General features: G+C 59.6%; 14 protein-coding genes. All 14 read left to right on the top strand.

What is annotated here, in order from left to right:
- Positions 1–190: 190 nt before the first annotated feature.
- The 14 genes from pcsA to HGP16_RS05370 all read left to right on the top strand — a co-directional run bounded on the left by pcsA (position 191) and on the right by HGP16_RS05370 (position 16,442).
- Positions 191–916, top strand: a complete 726-nt coding sequence (pcsA, locus tag HGP16_RS05435; protein ID WP_168838984.1) for a phosphatidylcholine synthase — start codon at positions 191–193, stop codon at positions 914–916.
- Between the two features lie 12 nt (positions 917–928).
- Positions 929–1,912 (top strand): quinone oxidoreductase family protein, encoded by a 984-nt coding sequence (locus HGP16_RS05430; protein WP_168838983.1) that lies wholly within the window; start codon positions 929–931, stop codon positions 1,910–1,912.
- Between the two features lie 41 nt (positions 1,913–1,953).
- A complete protein-coding gene (locus tag HGP16_RS05425) occupies positions 1,954–3,528 on the top strand; it encodes an ABC transporter ATP-binding protein (protein ID WP_168838982.1) in 1,575 nt (524 codons plus the stop codon).
- Positions 3,518–4,603 carry an ABC transporter permease gene (locus HGP16_RS05420; protein ID WP_168838981.1) on the top strand — a complete coding sequence of 362 codons (1,086 nt, stop codon included), beginning with the start codon at positions 3,518–3,520 and terminating at the stop codon, positions 4,601–4,603. Before HGP16_RS05425 ends, HGP16_RS05420 begins: the two co-directional genes overlap by 11 nt.
- Positions 4,600–5,520 (top strand): ABC transporter permease, encoded by a 921-nt coding sequence (locus HGP16_RS05415; protein WP_168838980.1) that lies wholly within the window; start codon positions 4,600–4,602, stop codon positions 5,518–5,520. The genes HGP16_RS05420 and HGP16_RS05415 overlap by 4 nt, the downstream gene beginning before the upstream one ends.
- A 48-nt stretch (positions 5,521–5,568) precedes the next feature.
- Entirely contained in the window at positions 5,569–6,645 is a 1,077-nt protein-coding gene (locus HGP16_RS05410; RefSeq protein ID WP_168838979.1) for a BMP family ABC transporter substrate-binding protein, read from the top strand.
- A 142-nt stretch (positions 6,646–6,787) separates the two neighbouring features.
- Positions 6,788–7,750: a galactofuranose ABC transporter, galactofuranose-binding protein YtfQ gene (ytfQ, locus tag HGP16_RS05405; protein ID WP_168838978.1), complete on the top strand. Its 963-nt coding sequence runs from the start codon at positions 6,788–6,790 to the stop codon at positions 7,748–7,750.
- Positions 7,751–7,878: 128 nt separating this feature from the next.
- The gene (gene ytfR, locus HGP16_RS05400) at positions 7,879–9,402 is read left to right on the top strand and encodes a galactofuranose ABC transporter, ATP-binding protein YtfR (protein WP_168838977.1); all 1,524 of its coding nucleotides are present in this window, start codon (positions 7,879–7,881) and stop codon (positions 9,400–9,402) included.
- A complete protein-coding gene (locus HGP16_RS05395; protein ID WP_168838976.1) occupies positions 9,399–10,427 on the top strand; it encodes an ABC transporter permease in 1,029 nt (342 codons plus the stop codon). Before ytfR ends, HGP16_RS05395 begins: the two co-directional genes overlap by 4 nt.
- Complete coding sequence (gene yjfF / locus HGP16_RS05390) at positions 10,424–11,392, top strand: galactofuranose ABC transporter, permease protein YjfF (protein WP_168838975.1); 969 nt, start codon at positions 10,424–10,426, stop codon at positions 11,390–11,392. Before HGP16_RS05395 ends, yjfF begins: the two co-directional genes overlap by 4 nt.
- A gap of 17 nt (positions 11,393–11,409) precedes the next feature.
- Positions 11,410–12,156: a FadR/GntR family transcriptional regulator gene (locus tag HGP16_RS05385; protein ID WP_168838974.1), complete on the top strand. Its 747-nt coding sequence runs from the start codon at positions 11,410–11,412 to the stop codon at positions 12,154–12,156.
- Between the two features lie 102 nt (positions 12,157–12,258).
- Complete coding sequence (gene glmU / locus HGP16_RS05380; RefSeq protein WP_168838973.1) at positions 12,259–13,620, top strand: bifunctional UDP-N-acetylglucosamine diphosphorylase/glucosamine-1-phosphate N-acetyltransferase GlmU; 1,362 nt, start codon at positions 12,259–12,261, stop codon at positions 13,618–13,620.
- A gap of 115 nt (positions 13,621–13,735) precedes the next feature.
- A complete protein-coding gene (glmS, locus tag HGP16_RS05375; RefSeq protein ID WP_168838972.1) occupies positions 13,736–15,562 on the top strand; it encodes a glutamine--fructose-6-phosphate transaminase (isomerizing) in 1,827 nt (608 codons plus the stop codon).
- 178 nt (positions 15,563–15,740) lie between these two features.
- Entirely contained in the window at positions 15,741–16,442 is a 702-nt protein-coding gene (locus tag HGP16_RS05370) for a DUF502 domain-containing protein (RefSeq protein ID WP_168838971.1), read from the top strand.
- Positions 16,443–16,570 lie beyond the last annotated feature (128 nt).

The raw sequence follows: 16,570 nt of genomic DNA, 5'->3' as shown, positions 1-16,570 counted from the left end.
TGTCTGAAAATAAGCGCTTAGCCTGTTGAAATCCATGGGATGAAACATCGCAACGGGTGAAAATGACAGCAAGTCGCGCTAGCGTGCCTGGATCGACGCTTTTGTGCTGGCGGTGCAAACCAAAGGATGCATATTAGCGAAAAAAACCGCCTGCCGGGGCAGGCGCATAAGCAGGCGAGTTACGGGGCGGATGAAAATCTTCAAGTACAAGCGGGTGCCTTACGCGGAGATGCGTGCCTTCTCCGTTCATATTCTGACGGCCTCGGGGTCATTTCTCGCCTTTCTTGGTGTCGTTGCCGCATCCGAGCATCGCTTTGTCGACATGTTCTGGTGGCTTGGCCTGGCGCTGCTGGTCGACGGCATCGACGGACCGATCGCGCGCAAGGTTCGCGTCAAGGAAGTCCTTCCCAATTGGTCCGGCGACACGCTCGACAATATCATCGATTATGTGACCTATGTGCTCCTGCCGGCCTTTGCGCTCTATGAAAGCGGCATGATCGGCGAGCCGTGGTCGTTCGTCGCGGCCGGCATGATCGTGGTCTCCAGCGCCATCTATTATGCGGATACCGGCATGAAGACGGATGAATATTTCTTCTCCGGCTTCCCGGTCGTCTGGAACATGGTGATCTTCACGCTCTTCGTCATCGATGCCAGTGCCACGACGGCGATGATCCTCGTCGGCTTTTCCGTCGTTTTGACCTTCCTGCCGATCAACTTCCTGCATCCCGTGCGCGTCAAGCGGCTGCGGCCGCTGAACCTCGGTATATTTCTTTTCTGGTCGGCGCTCGGCGTCTATTCGCTGCTGATGCACTTCGTCATGCCGCAATGGGCCGTTTTCCTCTTTATCAGCAGCGGTATTTATCTCTATTGTATCGGGGCCGTGCTGCAGTTTTTCCCGTCCCTCGGACGTCAATGAGGATTGCGCGTCATGAAGAAGACCAAGGTCATTCGCATCCATGAAAATGGCGGTCCCGATGTCATGAAGCTGGAGGAGGTGGAGCTGCCGCCTCCCGGCGCGGGTGAGGTGCGGATCCGCCATGCCGCGATCGGCCTCAATTTCATCGATGTCTATTTCCGCTCCGGTCTCTACAAGGTGCCTCAGTTTCCATTGTCGCTTGGCAAGGAAGCCGCGGGCACGATCACCGAGGTCGGGCCTGGCGTGACTGATTTCGTCGTCGGCGATCGCGTCGCCTATGTCGGCAGCGACGGCGCCTATAGCATCGAGCGCAATATCGAGACCCGCCATCTGGTCAAGGTGCCTGATGATATCCCGCTCGAAACCGCCGCATCGATGATGCTGAAAGGAATGACCGCGGAATATCTGCTGAACCGCACCTTCAAGGTGGGGCCGGGAACGACTTTGCTGTTTCACGCCGCCGCCGGCGGCGTCGGCTTGATTGCCGGCCAATGGGCCAAGGCTCTTGGAGCCGGCACCGTCATCGGCACGGCTGGCTCCGCGGAAAAGGTCGAGCTGGCATTGGCGCATGGCTATGACCACGTCATCGACTACAGCAGGGAAAACTTTGCCGACCGCGTCCGGGAGATTACCGGCGGCAAGGGTGTTGATGTCGTTTACGATTCGGTCGGCAAGGACACGTTTCCACATTCGCTCGACTGCCTGAAGCCGCGTGGCATGTGGGTCACCTTCGGCCAATCGTCCGGCCCGATCGAAAATTTCAATCTCGCCATCCTCAATCAGAAGGGTTCGCTTTTCGCCACCCGACCGAGTCTCTTTGCCTATATCGGCACATCTGACGAGTTGAGAGCCAGCGCGAACGCGTTATTTGCTGTTGTGCAAAGCAGCAAAGTGCGTATCAATATTCATCAGACTTATCCGCTTGTTGATGCGGGGCGCGCGCACGCGGATTTGGAAGCCAGGAAAACGAGTGGAACTACACTACTGATCCCATAGATCCGTAAAGGACAGGTCGGTGGGAAGGAAATGAGGGGAACGTGTCGTCATCTGATGCGCCGGCAACCGGTGCGCTATTGTCGGTTCGCAAATTGACGAAACTGTTCGGCAGTTTTGCGGCTTGCAGCGAAATCGATCTTGAAATCCAGCCAGGGGAAATTCACGCTCTCCTCGGTGAAAACGGCGCAGGCAAATCCACGCTCGTGAAGATGCTGTTCGGCGTGCTCGAGCCATCGCATGGGCAGATCGTATGGCAGGGACAACCTGTTTCGATCGACGCGCCTGGCACGGCGCGCAAGCTCGGCATCGGCATGGTGTTCCAGCATTTCTCCCTGTTCGAGGCGCTGACCGTCGCGGAAAACATCGCGCTCTCGCTCGACAGCAATATCCCGCTCGCAAGAATTTCCGAGGAAGCCGCAAAGCTTTCGCGTGCCTATGGGCTGCCGCTCGATCCGAGTGCGCATGTCGCCGATCTTTCCGTCGGCGAACGGCAGCGCATCGAGATCGTCCGTGCGCTTCTGCAGAATCCGAAGCTGATCATTCTCGACGAACCCACCTCCGTTTTGACGCCTCAGGAGGCCGATCGTCTGTTCGAAACCCTGTTCCAGCTGAGAGACGAGGGGCGCTCGGTGCTCTATATCAGCCACCGGCTGGAGGAAGTGCAGCGCATCTGTTCGCGCGCCACCGTATTGCGCCATGGCAAGGTAACCGGCGCCTGCGATCCGCGGCAGGAAACGACGGGCTCGCTTGCCCGCATGATGGTCGGCAGTGATGTCGCAAGCGTACATCACGAAGGCTTGGACAAGAAGGGGGATATCCTCCTGGAAGTCGCGGGCCTTTCGGCATCTGCGCGAACCCCCTTCGCCATGTCGCTGAAGGATGTTTCCCTGCGCGTGCGTGCCGGCGAGGTGCTGGCGATTGCCGGTGTCGCCGGAAACGGCCAGGGCGAGTTGTTCGATGTCATTTCAGGTGAATACACCGTTGCATCGGATAATCTCGTCCAGTTGCGCGGCAAGGCTGTGGGTGCCAAGGGCATCAATGCGCGCCGGCTGCTGGGTGCCGGTTTCGTGCCCGAAGAGCGCCATGGTCACGCCGCCGTGTCGGCATTGAAACTCTCCGACAATCTCGTGCTCGCCCGCAATCAGTCGGATCGCAAGGCGTTTCTGAGCGGACGCTTCCTCAATATCATCAGGCACGGGGCGGTCAAGCAGGCGACGAAGCGGATCTGCGAGGCGATGGATGTCCGCAAGAGCGGCGAGGATCCGGCGGCCGGCGCGCTTTCCGGCGGCAATCTGCAGAAGTTCATCGTCGGCCGCGAACTGGATCGTCAGCCGAGCGTTCTCGTCGTCAACCAGCCGACCTGGGGCGTGGATGCGGGCGCCGCCAGCCGCATCCGCCAGGCTCTGGTCGATCTTGCCCGCGACGGTTCGGCCGTGCTCGTCATCAGCCAGGATCTCGATGAGATTTTCGAAGTCGCGACCGACATCGCCGTCATCTCCGAAGGGCGACTGTCGCCGTCCTATCCGGCACGTGAACTGACCCGTGAAAAGATCGGGCTGCTGATGGGCGGTCAGCACGAATCGAAGACGCATTCGGAGCCTGCTCATGCGCATTGAACTTGAAAAGCGCCCGCAGGTCTCGAAGCTGTTCGGCTTCCTGTCGCCATTGCTGGCACTCGCATTGGCGCTGATCGCCGGCACCATCATGTTCGCCGTCATGGGCAAGGATCCCGTCGAGGCGCTTAATGCCTTCTTCGTCGAACCTCTGCTGGAGGTTTGGTCGCTGCACGAACTGGCGATCAAGGCGGGGCCGCTGATCCTGATCGCCGTCGGCCTTTGCCTTTGCTACCGGTCCAACAACTGGAATATCGGTGCCGAGGGCCAGTTTACCATGGGTGCCGTCGCCGGATCGTTCATCCCGATCGTCTTCACCGATTGGCATTCGCCGATAGTCCTGCCTTTGATGCTGGTCGCCGGCGCCGTCGGCGGGGCGCTCTATGCGGCCATTCCAGCGCTCCTGAAAGCGCATTTCAATACCAATGAGATCCTGACGAGCCTGATGCTGGTCTATATCGCCCAGCTGTTTCTGGATTGGTTGTCGCGTGGCCCGTGGCGCGATCCCCAGGGTCACAATTTTCCGCAGAGCGTCGATTTCCCGCCGGATGCGGTGCTGCCGGCGATATGGGAGGATTCCGGACGCGCGCATTGGGGCATCGTCTTTGCCGTGGTCGCGGCGATCCTTGCCTGGTTTCTGATGAAGTACACGCTGAAAGGCTTTGAAATCACCGTGCTTGGACAATCGGCGCGGGCAGGGCGCTTTGCCGGTTTCTCTTCGCGAAAAATGGTCTGGTTTGCCTTCCTCTTCTCCGGTGCGCTCGCGGGATTGGCCGGTATATCCGAAGTTTCCGGCTCCATCGGCCATCTGCAGCCGGCGATATCGCCGGGCTACGGCTTCACCGCCATCATCGTTGCCTTCCTCGCACGTCTCAATCCGCTCGGAGCCATCCTGTCCGGCCTCGTGCTGGCGCTGACCTATCTCGGCGGCGAAGCGGCACAATTGTCGCCGGGTATCTCCGCCAAGGCGGCCAGCGTCTTCCAGGGCCTGCTGCTGTTTTTCGTGCTCTCCTGCGACACGCTGATCTATTACAAGATTCGCCTGGTCTGGTCGCGAGTTCGGGGGGGTGCGGCATGAGTGTCTTCGAAGCAATCCTTCTCACCATCATCACGGCGTCGACGCCGCTCGTCATTGCCGGCCTCGGCGAACTGGTGGTGGAACGTTCGGGCGTGCTCAACCTCGGTGTCGAAGGCATGATGATCATCGGTGCCGTTGCCGCTTTCGTCGGGGCGCAGGTGAGCGGATCTCCCTATGTCGGCCTGCTGACCGGCATCGTCGCGGGTGCGCTGTTTTCGCTGCTGTTCGGCTTCCTCACCCTGACGCTGGTCACGAACCAGGTTGCGACCGGCCTGGCGCTGACCATCCTAGGCCTCGGCCTTTCCGGCATGATCGGCGAAGGTTATGTCAGCGTGCCGGGCGTGCAGCTGCATGAGATCGTCTTCCCGTTTCTGTCGGACATTCCACTGATTGGCTCGGTACTGTTCAGGCAGGATCTGACCTTCTACCTCTCGATTGCGCTGCTGATCGGGGTCAACTGGTTCCTTTTCCGCAGCCGTGCCGGCCTCAAGCTGCGCGCCGTGGGCGACAGTCATGGCTCGGCCCACGCGCTCGGCATCGACGTCATTCGCACGCGCTATCTCGCCGTCATGTTCGGCGGTGCCTGCGCCGGGCTTGCCGGTGCTCAGTTGTCGCTCGTCTACACGCCGCAATGGGTCGAGAACATGTCGGCCGGCCGCGGCTGGGTAACGCTTGCGCTGGTGGTCTTTGCGTCCTGGCGGCCGATGCGCGTCATGGCCGGCGGCTATCTTTTCGGCGCCGTGACGATCCTGCAGTTTCATGCGCAGGGCTTCGGTGTCGGCATTCCCTCGCAGTTCCTGTCGATGCTGCCCTATGCATCGACTATTGTGGTTCTCGTCATCATCTCTCAAAATCGCCGCGCGACCTTGATCAACACGCCAGCGTCGCTCGGCAAGGCCTTCGTTCCGGAGCGCTGAAGACACGAACCGGACGGATTTCATAGTGTCAAACCAACAGGGGTAACCATGAAGAAACTAACACTCGCCCTCGCCACGACAGCCGCTGCCATCATCGGTTTTGCGGCCGCTGCAGAAGCCGCGCCGACCAAGGTCTGCTTCGTCTATGTCGGCTCGCACACGGATGGCGGCTATTCGCAGGCGCATGATCTCGGCCGTCAGCAGGTCCAGAAGGAGTTCGGCAACAAGATCGAGACGCCCTATCTCGAAAACGTGCCGGAAGGCCCGGACGCAGAGCGCGCCATCGAGCGTCTTGCCCGTTCCGGCTGCTCGCTGATCTTCTCCACCTCGTTCGGCTTCATGGACGCGACCGTCAAGGTTGCCGCCAAGTTCCCGAAGGTGAAGTTCGAGCATGCGACCGGCTTCAAGAGCGGCCCGAATCTCGCAACCTATAACTCGCGTTTCTATGAAGGCCGTTACATCCTTGGCCAGATCGCCGCCAAGACGTCGAAGAACCACGGCGCCGCCTACATCGCGTCCTTCCCGATTCCGGAAGTCGTCATGGGCATCAATTCCTTCGAACAGGGCGCCCGCTCGATCGATCCGAGCTTCAAGCTCAAGGTCGTCTGGGTCAACACCTGGTTCGATCCGGGCAAGGAAGCCGATGCCGCCAAAGCCATGGTCGACCAGGGCGTCGATGTCCTAACGCAGCACACCGACACGACGGCGCCGATGCAGGTGGCCGAAGAGCGCGGTATCCATGCGTTCGGTCAGGCGTCCAACATGATTGCCGCCGGCCCGAAGGCTCAGCTGACCGCCATTGTCGACACCTGGGGTAACTATTACTCCAAGCGCGTCCACGCGCTGCTCGATGGCACCTGGAAGTCCGAACAGAGCTGGGACGGCCTGAAGGACGGCATCCTGAAGATGGCCGATTACACCAACATGCCCGACGACGTGAAGAAGATGGCTCAGGAAACCGAAGCCAAGATCAAGTCAGGCGAGCTCGCTCCCTTCACCGGCCTGATCAACAAGCAGGACGGAACGCCCTGGCTGAAGGCAGGCGAAAAGGCCGATGACGGTACGCTGCTCGGCATGAACTTCTACATCGAAGGTGTCGACGACAAGCTGCCCGCTTCGAAATAAGCAGATGAAATAGTCTAAGTTGAGAAGGGGCGCTTAAAGCGCCCCTTTTTGTTGCACTGCATCATCGAATGTCGATTTACAAAAGTATTACTATATGATTTTTTTGACCGCGGCCTGAGGAAATGGCCTTTGGGAGGAAATCATGAAGTTGAAGACTGCACTGATCAGTGCGACGATGCTTGCTGCCTGCATGTTCACGTCGGCATCGGCTAAAGACCTGGTCGTCGGATTCTCGCAAATCGGTTCTGAGTCCGGTTGGCGTGCGGCCGAAACGACGCTGACGAAGCAGCAAGCCAAGAAGCGCGGCATTGACCTGAAGTTCGCAGACGCGCAGCAGAAGCAGGAAAACCAGATCAAGGCGATCCGTTCCTTCATCGCGCAGGGCGTCGATGCGATCCTGCTGGCGCCCGTCGTCGAGACCGGCTGGGATGCTGTCCTGAAGGAAGCCAAGGAAGCCAAGATCCCCGTCATTCTGCTTGACCGCACGGTTGCTGCACCGAAGGACCTTTATCTGACAGCTGTCACGTCCGACCTGGTTCATGAAGGCAAGGTCGCCGGTGACTGGCTTGTAAAGACGGTCGGCGACAAGAAGTGCAACATCGTCGAGCTGCAGGGCACGACCGGCTCTTCGCCGGCCATCGCCCGAAAGAAGGGCTTCGAGGAAGCCATCAAGGGTCATGACAACCTGAAGATCGTTCGTAGCCAGACCGGTGACTTCACCCGCGCCAAGGGCAAGGAAGTCATGGAAAGCTTCCTGAAGGCTGAAAACGGCGGCAAGGATATCTGCGCGCTCTACGCCCATAACGACGACATGGCCGTCGGCGCTATTCAGGCGATCAAGGAAGCCGGCCTGAAGCCGGGCAAGGACATCCTGACCGTGTCGATCGATTCGGTTCCGGATCTCTTCAAGGCCATGGCTGCCGGTGAGGCGAACGCCACCGTCGAACTGACGCCGAATATGGCAGGTCCTGCCTTCGACGCGCTCGATGCGTATCTGAAGAGCAAGAAGGAGCCGCCGAAGTGGATCCAGACGGAATCCAAGCTCTACACCCAAGCGGATGATCCGCAGAAGGTCTACGAGCAGAAGAAAGACCTCGGCTACTAAGACAAAAGCTGATCGTACCGGCTGGCAACGCCGCCGGTGCGAATTCATGTGCGAGATGCCGGCGCATCAGGCCAATGCGCCGGCTATCGCTTTCGCCCATTGGCTCAATGCAAGGACATCAGCGCTTCATGGCTCAAGACGTCGAGCGACTTCTGACAGCGACAGGCTTTTGTAAATATTTTCCCGGTTCGACCGCTCTCGATCATGTCGATTTCACGTTGATGCGCGGCGAGGTCCATGCGCTGCTCGGCGAGAACGGCGCCGGAAAATCCACACTGATCAAGTGCATGACCGGCGCCTATCGCCGCGACGGCGGCACTCTGGTTCTCGACGGCGCCGAGATCGATCCGCATGACACGCTGGCGGCGCAGAAGCTCGGCATCGGAACCGTCTACCAGGAAGTGAACCTGCTGCCCAATCTGAGCGTCGCGGAAAACCTGTTTCTCGGTCGCCAGCCGCGGCGGTTCGGCATGGTCAGCAGCCGCATCATGAACGGCATGGCGAGAGACCTGCTGTCGCAATACGGCATGGATATCGATGTCAACCGCCAGCTCGACCGCTTCTCCGTTGCCATACAGCAGGTGATCGCGATTGCCCGCGCCGTCGATCTCTCCGGCAAGGTGCTGATTCTCGATGAGCCGACGGCAAGCCTCGATACGCATGAAGTCGAAATGCTGTTCGGCATCGTCAGGCGATTGAAGGAGCGTGGCCTGGGGATCGTCTTCATCACGCATTTTCTTGAGCAGGTCTACGAGATCTGCGATCGCATTACCGTTCTTCGCAACGGTCGTCTGGTCGGCACGCGCGAAGCGAATGGTCTGCCGCGGCAGACCCTGATCGCCATGATGCTCGGCCGCGAGCTCGCCGAGACGGAAAGCACGGTGAGGCAGACCGAGACGGAAAGCGGTCCGGTCAGATATCATTTCACGAATTTCGGCAAGCGCGGCAAGATCAAGCCCTTCAACATGGAGGTGCATGTCGGAGAGGTGGTCGGCATCGCCGGCCTGCTTGGCTCCGGCCGCACCGAAACCGCCGAAGTGCTTTTCGGCGTCGAGCGTGCCGATAGCGGCGAAGCGAAGATCGACGGTAATACGGTGACGCTTTCCAGCCCCCGGGCTGCGATCAAGCGCGGCTTCGGCTTCTGCCCGGAAGACCGCAAGACGGACGGCATCATCGGCGATCTTTCCATTCGGGAAAACATTATCATGGCGCTGCAGGCGCGGCGCGGTTGGGCCAGACCTCTCGCGCGCAGCGAGCAGAACGCCATCGCCGATCGCTACATCAAGGCACTGGATATCCGCACGACCGATCGGGAAAAGCCCATCCGGCTTCTTTCGGGCGGCAACCAGCAAAAGGCGATCCTCGCGCGATGGCTGGCGACCAATCCGAATTTCCTGATCCTGGACGAGCCGACCCGCGGCATCGATGTCGGCGCCCATGCCGAAATCATCCGGCTGATCGAAGATCTTTGCCGGCAGGGCATGTCCCTGGTGGTCATTTCGTCTGAACTTGAGGAGCTTGTCGCCTATAGTTCACGCGTCATCGTCCTGCGCGACCGCGAACACATTGCCGAGTTGACCGGCAGCGGGATAACCGCCGGAAATATCGTCGAGGCCATTGCCACGGCTCAGAATGCAAAGGAAGACGCATGAGCTCGCAAATCAAGGCATCCTTGCTTCGGTTGCTGCCGCAGCTCATTGCGCTCGCGGTAATTCTTCTGTTGAATTTCATTATGTTCCCGCATTTTTTTCATCTAGAAATTCAAAATGGAAGACTCTACGGGAGTCTGATTGATGTGCTCAATCGCGGCGCACCGGTGGCGCTGCTGTCCATCGGCATGACGTTGGTCATTGCCACCAAGGGGATCGATCTTTCGGTCGGCGCGGTGATCGCAATATGCGGCGCCGTGGCGGCATCGTCGATCGTTTCCGGCTATTCGCTGACCTATACGCTGTTTCTGACCCTCGGCATCGGCCTGGCTTGCGGCCTATGGAATGGCTTCCTTGTCGCCACGCTCGATATCCAGCCGATCATCGCAACGCTGGTGCTGATGGTGGCCGGTCGCGGCATCGCGCAATTGATCACCGAGGGTGCGATCCTCACGTTCAACAATGACGGGCTGATCTTTCTCGGCAGCGGTTCCTTCGCGGCCTTCCCGATGCCCGTGGTGATCTGGTTTGTCGCCGCACTTGTCGTGATCCTTCTCGTCCGGCGCACGGCGCTTGGGATGCTGGTCGAAGCAATTGGTATCAACCGCCGGGCGAGCACGCTCTCGGGTATTCAAACCCCGGTCCTGCTCGTGGCGGTTTATGCATTGAGCGGGCTTTGTGCTTCCATCGCCGGCATCATCGTTTCAGCCGATATCAAAGGCGCTGATGCCAACAATGCCGGCTTATGGCTCGAGCTGGATGCGATTCTTGCCGTCGTCGTCGGTGGCAATTCGCTGCTCGGTGGCCGCTTCAGCATCGTCGGTTCGCTGATCGGTGCGATGATCATTCAATCGGTCAATACGGGCATCCTGCTCTCCGGCTTTCCGCCGGAGTTCAATCTGGTGATCAAGGCGATCATCGTCATCGTCATTCTGGTCATCCAGTCCCCGGCGATGCAATCCGCCACGTCATTCTTCTGGCGCCGCCGAGTCGAGGGGCAGATGGTGCAAAAGGAGCAGGCAAAGTGAATTCGAAATATCTTCCGCTGCTTGCGACCATCGTTATCTTCATCCTGGCTTATGCCGGCTGCGTGACGCAATATCCGAACATGCTGTCGACGCGGGTGATCGGCAATCTATTGACCGACAATGCTTTTCTGGGAATTGCGGCCGTCGGCATGACATTCGTGATCATTTCCGGCGGGATCGATCTGTCCATCGGCTCGGTCATCGCCTTTACCGGCGTTTTCCTGGCAGTCATCCTTCGCGATACGACGATTCATCCCTTGGTGGCTTTCGCCCTGGTTCTCGTCATCACGACGATCTTCGGCGCCGGCATGGGCGCCATCATCCATTATCTCAGCATGCCGCCCTTCATCGTGACGCTGGCCGGCATGTTCCTGGCGCGGGGCATAGCCTTCGTGCTGTCCATCGACAGCATCCCGATCGAGCACGATTTCTATTCGCAATTGAACGATCTCTATTGGCTGATGCCCGGTGGCGGCCGGTTGACATTGATCGGCGGTCTTATGCTGTTGGTCTTTGCCGGCGGCATCGTCCTTGCTCACCGCACCCGTTTCGGCGCCAATGTCTACGCTTTGGGTGGCGGCGTGCAGACGGCGGAACTCATGGGCGTGCCGGTCGGTCGCACGACGATCCGGATCTATGCTTTGTCCGGCTTTCTCGCCGGTCTATCCGGAATCGTTTTTTCAATTTATACATCCGCTGGATATTCGCTTGCCACGGTTGGCGTTGAGCTTGATGCCATCGCTGCCGTGGTCATAGGCGGAACACTGCTGACGGGAGGGGCGGGGTTCGTCGGGGGAACACTCATCGGAATTCTCATTCAGGGCCTGATTCAGACCTACATCACCTTCGATGGAACGCTTTCCAGCTGGTGGACGAAGATATTGATCGGCTTATTGCTGTTTGCATTTATTCTGATGCAGAAAGGCCTTCTGCTGCTTTCCCGTTTCAATCGACGATATGCCTGAGGGGAAGGACAGAGCGCTTGCGCAGCCGATTGCTTGATACCAGAAAAACCGAGAGAAAGTCACGAACGAGCCATGCTCAGGTCGTCGACGATCTTGGCAAGGCGATCGTCTCCGGAGCCTTTCCGATCGGCACCATCCTTCCCGGCGATAGCGAGCTTCTGCAACGTTTCAAGGTATCTCGCACCGTTCTGCGTGAGAGCATGAAGACTCTTGCGGCAAAAGGGCTGGTCGTGCCGCGCGCGCGGGTCGGCACTCGGGTCACCGAGAGAATTTATTGGAACATGTTCGACAATGAAGTGCTTAACTGGCACTTCGAAAGCGGGGTGAACAAGGAGTTCCTTCTCCATCTCTACGATATACGCATGGCTTTCGAGCCGTTCGCTGCTAGCCTGGTGGCGGAGCGCGCCAGCCGCGAGGACATCGATCTCTTGCGCCGGCTCGCGGCCTCCATGGCCGCTCCGCATCATACGTCGGACAGTCTTGCCGTTGCCGACCTGCATTTCCATCTGGCAATCACCGAAGCGTCGCAAAATCCGTTCATGCGGTCGCTCGGCGGGCTCATCGAGGCGGCGTTGGTCGGCATGTTCCGCATGAGCGCGCCACCCTCCAGCAACGGCTTCGCCAATATTGCCGACACGCATATGGCGATCGTCGATGCCATTGCGGCGCGGGACGGCCCGGCTGCGCATAAGGCCATGGAGTTTGTGATCATTGATGGGCGTCAGCACGTCCTCGAGGGTTTTGCCGCTCTTGCCCAGGCCTGACGCCCGTCTCTAATTTCGCCGTAGTTCATCGCTCGACTAGTTGCTATGAGGAGACTGTGCCCATCAGCGGGCAACGCCTGATCGTATATCTCGGAGCCCGAAATGGAACGTACCTGCCTCGCCATCATTCTCGCCGCCGGCGACAGTACCCGCATGAAATCGTCGATGTCGAAGGTTCTGCATCCGATTGCCGGTCGCCCGATGATCGCGCACGTGATGGAGGCGATCGCCAAGACGGATATTTCGGCGGCGGCGCTGGTTGTCGGGCGCAACCCCGATGAAGTCAGCGCGGCGGCGTCAATCGGCGGCATGACGGTCGAACCCTATCTGCAGAAAGAGCGCCTTGGCACCGGTCATGCCGTGTTGGCTGCGCGCGAGGCGATCGCGCGAGGGTATGACGATATTCTCGTTGCCTATGGAGATGTGCCGCTGCTGACTGACGCTCCGCTTCGCGCCGCCCGGCAAGGGCTCGCAGACGGCAATGATGTCGTCGTCATCGGCTTTCACACCGACAACCCGAATGCCTATGGCCGGCTGCTGGTCAAGGATGGCGAATTGATCGCGATCCGCGAGGCAAAGGATGCGACGGATGCCGAGCTGGCGGTGACCTGGTGCAACAGCGGCTTGATGGCGATCAACGGCCGTAAGGCGCTCGATCTGCTCGACCGCATCGGCAACGATAATGCCAAGGGCGAATATTATCTCACCGATCTCGTCGAGATCGCCCGGTCGCTTGGCGGCCGCGCCGTGGCCGTCGATGCGCCTGAGGTCGAGATGACCGGCTGCAACAACCGCGCCGAACTCGCTTTCATCGAGCGTCTCTGGCAGGAGCGGCGTAGGCACGAACTGATGCTGTCCGGTGTTACCATGATCGCGCCCGAGACCGTGTTTCTTGCCTACGATACGGTCATCGGCCAGGACGCGCTGATCGAGCCGAATGTCGTGTTCGGCCCGGGAGCGGTCATCGAAGGCGGCGCGATCATCCATGCCTTCTCGCATATCGAAGGCGCGCATGTCAGCGCCGGCGCGACGGTCGGACCCTTTGCGCGGCTGCGTCCGGGAGCCGATCTTGCCGGCGGCGCCAAAGTCGGCAATTTCTGCGAGGTCAAGAACGGCAAGATCGGCGAGGGCGCCAAGGTCAACCATCTGACCTATATCGGCGACGCGACGATCGGCGGCGGCAGCAACATCGGCGCCGGCACGATCACCTGCAACTATGACGGGGTGAACAAATACGAGACCCATATCGGCGCCAACGCGTTCGTCGGGTCCAACTCCTCGCTGGTCGCGCCCATTCGTATCGGAGACGGCGCCTATATTGCGTCCGGCAGCGTCATCACGGATGATGTTCCGGCTGAAGCCTTGGCCTTCGGCCGTGCACGCCAGGAAATCAAGCCGGAACGTGCCAAGGTCCTGCGCGAGCGGGCGCTCGCCATCAAGGCAGCGAAGAAGAGCGACCACTAAATCTTTGGGCTGCCGGCGTAACGGTCCGAAATCGAAAGTGACCGTTACGGCAATTGAGAAAATTGCAGGAACGATTAGGACTTGCCCTCATATTTGAGGCCAGACGGAGAGTTGTATGTGCGGTATTGTTGGGATCGTCGGAACGAAGCCTGTGGCGGACCGCTTGGTGGACGCGCTGCGGCGTCTCGAATACCGCGGCTATGATTCGGCCGGTGTCGCAACGATCCATGACGGCGTGATGGATCGCCGCCGCGCGGAAGGAAAGCTCTTCAATCTGGAGAAGCGGCTGGAGACGGATCCTCTGCCCGGCACGACGGGCATTGCCCACACACGCTGGGCAACGCACGGCGTTCCGAATGAGACCAATGCCCACCCGCATTTCGTCGAGGGTGTTGCCGTCGTCCACAACGGCATCATCGAAAACTTTTCCGAACTGCGCGAGGAACTGAAGGCCGAAGGCAAGGTGTTTGCTTCGCAGACGGACACGGAAGTCGTTGCACACCTGCTCGCAAACCATATCCGCGAAGGTCTCGAGCCCCGCGCCGCAATGCTGAAGATGCTGAACCGCGTGACCGGTGCCTACGCATTGGCCGTGATGTTTGAGAACGATCCCGACACGCTGATAGCGGCGCGTTCCGGCCCGCCGCTTGCCGTGGGGTACGGCAAGGGCGAAATGTTCCTCGGCTCGGATGCGATTGCCCTTGCACCCTTCACCAACGAGATCACCTATCTCGTCGATGGCGACTGCGCGATCGTCACGCATGCCGGCGCGACCATTCTCGATTTCAATGGCAATGAAGTAACCAGGCCGCGGCAGATCTCCCAGGCGACCGCCTATGTTGTCGACAAGGGCAATCATCGCCACTTCATGGAGAAGGAAATCTACGAGCAGCCGGAGGTCATTTCGCACGCGCTCAGCCAATATGTCGATTTTGCCAGCCATCGCGTGCGCCCAGGTGCGTCGGCGATCGATTTCGACGGTGTTTCCGGCCTGGCGATTTCCGCCTGCGGCACGGCCTATCTTGCCGGCTTGATCGGCAAATACTGGTTCGAGCGCTATGCGCGCCTGCCGGTCGAGATCGACGTCGCCTCCGAATTCCGCTACCGCGAGATGCCGCTGTCGCCCTCGCAGGCGGCGCTGTTCATTTCACAGTCCGGCGAGACGGCCGATACGCTGGCTTCGCTGCGTTACTGCCGCGACAACGGCCTGAAGATCGGCGCCGTCGTCAACGTCAAGGAATCGACCATCGCGCGCGAAGCCGATGCCGTGTTTCCAATCATGGCCGGTCCCGAGATCGGCGTTGCCTCGACGAAGGCCTTCACCTGCCAGCTTGCCGTTCTCGCATCGCTGGCGATCGGAGCGGGTGTCGCGCGCGGTACCGTCAGCGCTACGGATGAACAGGAAATGGTGCGCCATCTCGTCGAGATGCCGCGTATCATGGCCAATGTCCTGAATATCATCCAGCCGCAGATGGAAAGCCTGGCGCGAGAGATTTCGAAGTTCAAGGATGTGCTCTATCTCGGTCGCGGCACCAGCTTCCCGCTCGCCATGGAAGGTGCGCTGAAGCTGAAGGAAATCTCCTACATCCATGCCGAGGGTTATGCGGCCGGCGAGCTGAAACACGGGCCGATCGCCCTGATCGACGAGAACATGCCTGTCATCGTCATCGCGCCGCATGACCGCTTCTTCGACAAGACGGTTTCCAACATGCAGGAAGTGGCGGCACGCGGCGGCCGAATCATCTTCATCACCGACGAGGCGGGTGCGGCCGCATCGACGCTGCCGACGATGGCGACCATTGCCTTGCCTGTCGTCGACGAGATCATCGCGCCGATCATCTTCTCGCTGCCGATTCAGCTGCTCGCCTATCACACCGCCGTCTTCATGGGCACGGACGTCGATCAGCCGCGCAACCTCGCCAAATCGGTGACGGTGGAATAGGCTTTTCCGCCGGCCTCTTTTCGCAGTCACGTCATCGTGAGCAGGGTGTCCGTTCGGCGCTGCGGCGTGACTGGCTGGTTGTATGCCGCCCCAATTTCTGGCAGTCTTTCCGAAGGAGACGGTGGGGGAGGATTTGCCGGTCAGCGGGAGGCGACCGAACGGAGTTTTCGAGCGGCGAATGACTGAAAAGCTCATCAAAATGTCTGTGACCACGCGGATCAGAAACAATTTCCTGGCCGGTCTGATCATATGCGCTCCGATTGCCATCACGCTCTGGCTGACCTGGTCCGTCGTGCATTGGGCCGATAGCTGGGTCCGCCCCTATATTCCCGCGCGCTACGACCCCGAGAGCTATCTGAATTTTGCCGTTCCCGGCACTGGCCTGATCATCGCGATGATCTTCATTACGCTCGTCGGTTTTCTCGCCAAGAACCTGATCGGCCAGAGCATCGTCCGTTTCGGCGAGTCGATCGTCAATCGCGTGCCACTGGTGCGGACGATCTATAAGAGCGTCAAGCAGATCTTCGAAACCGTGCTGAAAGAGCAGGGCACGTCGTTCAAGAAGGTGGGCCTCATCGAATATCCGAGCCCCGGCCTCTGGTCCATGGTGTTCATATCGACGGATGCCAAGGGCGAAATCGCCTCGAAATTCAATGCCATGGGCCAGGACATGGTAGCGGTCTTCCTGCCGCCGACACCCGTGCCTACGGCCGGCTTTCTGGTTTTCGTTCCGCGCGAAAAGATCACGGTGCTCGACATGAGCCCGGAGGATGGCGCCAAGCTTCTAATTTCCGGTGGCCTGGTTTCGCCCGAATACAAGGAAGAACTGGTCGCGGCGAAGGGGCTGCCCAGGCCCGTTCCGATAAAGTCGCTCACCTAGAAGCACTCTCGTTCCTGTCGCTGGTCGGCTGGCTTCGCGTATCGCGCGAACTGTCATGTCCCTATCATATTGACGCCTTAGATCGTCCTTGGGGACAGGCAATCGAATGTATCTCATCAGCGAATGCT

The organism is Rhizobium sp. P40RR-XXII (assembly GCF_012641405.1).
Taxonomy (GTDB): domain Bacteria; phylum Pseudomonadota; class Alphaproteobacteria; order Rhizobiales; family Rhizobiaceae; genus Rhizobium.
The sequence above is the reverse complement of the archived record's forward strand: the minus strand, read 5'-3'. Positions and strand labels throughout refer to the sequence as shown.

Coding starts and splice junctions, on each gene's coding strand:
- ytfQ (WP_168838978.1), top strand. CDS start 6,788: ATGAAGTTGAAGACTGCACTGATCAGTGCGACGATGCTTGCTGCCTGC.
- HGP16_RS05420 (WP_168838981.1), top strand. CDS start 3,518: ATGCGCATTGAACTTGAAAAGCGCCCGCAGGTCTCGAAGCTGTTCGGC.
- HGP16_RS05395 (WP_168838976.1), top strand. CDS start 9,399: ATGAGCTCGCAAATCAAGGCATCCTTGCTTCGGTTGCTGCCGCAGCTC.
- pcsA (WP_168838984.1), top strand. CDS start 191: ATGAAAATCTTCAAGTACAAGCGGGTGCCTTACGCGGAGATGCGTGCC.
- HGP16_RS05370 (WP_168838971.1), top strand. CDS start 15,741: ATGACTGAAAAGCTCATCAAAATGTCTGTGACCACGCGGATCAGAAAC.
- ytfR (WP_168838977.1), top strand. CDS start 7,879: ATGGCTCAAGACGTCGAGCGACTTCTGACAGCGACAGGCTTTTGTAAA.
- HGP16_RS05410 (WP_168838979.1), top strand. CDS start 5,569: ATGAAGAAACTAACACTCGCCCTCGCCACGACAGCCGCTGCCATCATC.
- HGP16_RS05415 (WP_168838980.1), top strand. CDS start 4,600: ATGAGTGTCTTCGAAGCAATCCTTCTCACCATCATCACGGCGTCGACG.
- HGP16_RS05430 (WP_168838983.1), top strand. CDS start 929: ATGAAGAAGACCAAGGTCATTCGCATCCATGAAAATGGCGGTCCCGAT.
- glmU (WP_168838973.1), top strand. CDS start 12,259: ATGGAACGTACCTGCCTCGCCATCATTCTCGCCGCCGGCGACAGTACC.
- glmS (WP_168838972.1), top strand. CDS start 13,736: ATGTGCGGTATTGTTGGGATCGTCGGAACGAAGCCTGTGGCGGACCGC.